This window comes from Neptunicella marina (assembly GCF_014270035.1).
GTDB classification, from domain to species: domain Bacteria; phylum Pseudomonadota; class Gammaproteobacteria; order Enterobacterales; family Alteromonadaceae; genus Neptunicella; species Neptunicella marina.
The window spans coordinates 1-2,368 of the sequence record NZ_JACNEP010000038.1 but is presented as its reverse complement, the minus strand read 5'-3'; the positions used below and the strand labels follow the sequence as shown (position 1 = coordinate 2,368).

5 protein-coding genes are annotated in these 2,368 nt (G+C 41.0%); 1 reads left to right on the top strand and 4 read right to left on the bottom strand.

The features are described from left to right. Positions 1 to 222: 222 nt before the first annotated feature. From H8B19_RS18795 to H8B19_RS18780, 4 genes are read right to left on the bottom strand one after another with little or no spacing between them, the layout of a single operon-like run. Positions 223 to 798 (bottom strand): CBS domain-containing protein, encoded by a 576-nt coding sequence (locus H8B19_RS18795; RefSeq protein ID WP_186508686.1) that lies wholly within the window; start codon positions 796 to 798, stop codon positions 223 to 225. A gap of 52 nt (positions 799 to 850) precedes the next feature. Continuing rightward, positions 851 to 1,183 carry a hypothetical protein gene (locus H8B19_RS18790; protein ID WP_186508683.1) on the bottom strand — a complete coding sequence of 111 codons (333 nt, stop codon included), beginning with the start codon at positions 1,181 to 1,183 and terminating at the stop codon, positions 851 to 853. A 45-nt stretch (positions 1,184 to 1,228) separates the two neighbouring features. After that, positions 1,229 to 1,654, bottom strand: coding sequence for a potassium channel family protein (locus H8B19_RS18785; protein ID WP_186508681.1), 426 nt, complete (start codon positions 1,652 to 1,654; stop codon positions 1,229 to 1,231). 9 nt (positions 1,655 to 1,663) lie between these two features. Continuing rightward, the gene (locus H8B19_RS18780) at positions 1,664 to 2,146 is read right to left on the bottom strand and encodes a GNAT family N-acetyltransferase (protein ID WP_186508679.1); all 483 of its coding nucleotides are present in this window, start codon (positions 2,144 to 2,146) and stop codon (positions 1,664 to 1,666) included. A gap of 134 nt (positions 2,147 to 2,280) precedes the next feature. On the opposite strand from H8B19_RS18780, the gene H8B19_RS18775 reads away from it, so the two are divergent. Continuing rightward, positions 2,281 to 2,368, top strand: an 88-nt coding sequence (locus H8B19_RS18775; RefSeq protein ID WP_186507450.1) for a valyl-tRNA synthetase, incomplete at its 3' end; no start/stop codon positions are given.

Below are 2,368 nucleotides of genomic sequence, written 5' to 3'. Positions count from 1 at the left end.
AGAAGTGAAACGTATTAGCGGCGATGGTAGTGTGGGGTTTCCCCATGTGAGAGTAGCACACCGCCAGACTCCCAATTTTACAAAGAACCCAGCCGCGCGCTGGGTTTTTTGTTATTTACCCCTATAAAAATCAGCAATAACATGACAAATCACAGATACAAAAAAAGCCACCATTAAGGTGGCTTCGCTATCTATAATAATTCAGCGGATTGTACAGGACTTTTATGGATGACCTACCGCTAACATCACTTCTTCGAAGCTAGTGGGTAGTGGACTGATTTGAATAGGAATTTGCAGCTTTTTAGATATGTCTCGTGCCGATATCATGCCAACGATTTCCATAGTGGATTTTGCTACGACCAAAACGTACTGTAATCCATAGTGCTCCATCGTATTTAGCACATCCCCAATGGTTGAATTTAAGATGGTTTGTAACTGAATCCCCTTAAACTGGCTTTTGGGGTTCATTACGTTACCCAATGTCAGCTCTTTTCGGTTAATGGCTAATTTATTAGCAATACTCATGATACGAGCACTCTGAAGCTCAGCCAGGCTAACGGCTCCGATAAACTCTTCCTGTTTATTCGACACTAAAGTTCTACTGACATGCGCACTTTTCAGCAGAGAAATCGCATCATCAATCAACATATTCTGGTCAAGCATCAGTGGTGCATTCCGTGAATAGTTGGTCATAATTTCTATGGCTGGACTTAGTAAGTCCAGTGGTTGTGTTTTTGACTGACGGCTTAATTCGTAATCAGCCAGATCTTGTACTGGCAATGTTTTATAACTAGTCATAGGAATACCTCTGATTTAAAAATGTAATAACTGGTTTTGGGACGTTACATTTTTAAAAAGGAGGTGCTCTGGCCAGAAATTCTTGAAGTGTTACAGACGTTATATAGCTGGGTTGGCCAATTATTCTTTTGGCGACATATCTAACAACAGGTGAATGTTTTGAACTCCAGATGACTGCAAAGTCCGGCTCTGGATTGTCACCATCAAAATTATCGGGAGATTGAAGAAGAACTTTCTGCGCAATAGTTTCAGGTGACGTTAAGCCTTTATTGCTGCCTGGCGAGAATTCATTAGCGCTGCTGGCAAAGCTCAACAGAGCAACGAGCAAAGGCAAGATGCTTTGCAAACGTCTACCAGTGTTAGAAAGGCTAAATAAGTACTTCATATATAACTGTAGGCTTTTGTATCGCCAAAAAGTTCCTGTAAGGAATTAATCTTTATTCCAATATGTGGTCATTTCCAGATAAAGAAAGGAGGCAGACCAGGTAATAAGTAATAAACCCGTTAGAGATTCAATACCGGTAAGAAAACGTATACCGCCTGTAGGCACAATATCCCCAAAACCTAATGTTGAAAAGGAAGTAAATGAAAAATAAACACAATCGAGTAAAGAGTGGTCAAATGCGCCGGTAAATGCGCCCCAATAACCCGCTTTATTCATAAAATAATAAGCAAAGGCAAAAATCCACACCTCTACGGCGTGCGCTGTAAGACAATAAAGCACGCCTACCATTATTTTATGTCTGGGCCGCAAAGGTAGGTGCGGTAAAAAACGAGTTAAAAGCGACAGCATCTCAAAATGGATTGCGACCACCAAACATACGACACTGCAGTTAATAATAACCAGGGTTAACATTATTTAACCTTATAGTGGTTTTTCCCAAAATAGAGCTTTACCCGCGGCGGGATCGAGTTCATAGCCCGCGAAGCCGAATTTGAAATAGGCTTGCTGGGCTGCTTTATTACCTTCAAGAACTTCAAGCGTAATTTTACAGCATCCTTTCAATTTGGCCCGACGTTCAATTTCTGCCAAAAGTAGCTGGCTTATTCGGCGTCCGCGATAGTCTGTAATAACGGCAAAATCATGAATATTGATAATAGGCTTACCTTTGAATGTTGAAAATACTTCAAAGCAATTAGCCAGTGCGATCGGTTTTTCGTCGTCATAGCAGAGTAAGCTAAAAGCGGTCGGAACATTGGCGAGCTTTAATGCGATAGAATCACTTATCTCCTTTGGCAGTGAACAGCCGCCGCCCATAGGATCTTGTGCATAGGCTGAAAGCATCGTACCTAAGTCTTGTTGGTGTTTGGGATTTAAATAATCAGCTTGGATAACTTGTATAGGCATGGTTGTTAATGGTGAAAATGAGTTTGTTTATGAGTTTATCAATATACAGATAAATAAAAAGCCCGGTGAAAACCGGGCTTTTTAAGCACTACATGTCCCGTCCTGAAATACGTTGACATAAAGAGGACTTCTTTATGACAACAGCAACTAATTCAAATCGTAAGCGTACTCAACGCGATTACACGATGGCTTTTAAATTAGGGGTCGTAGCACGTGTTGAAA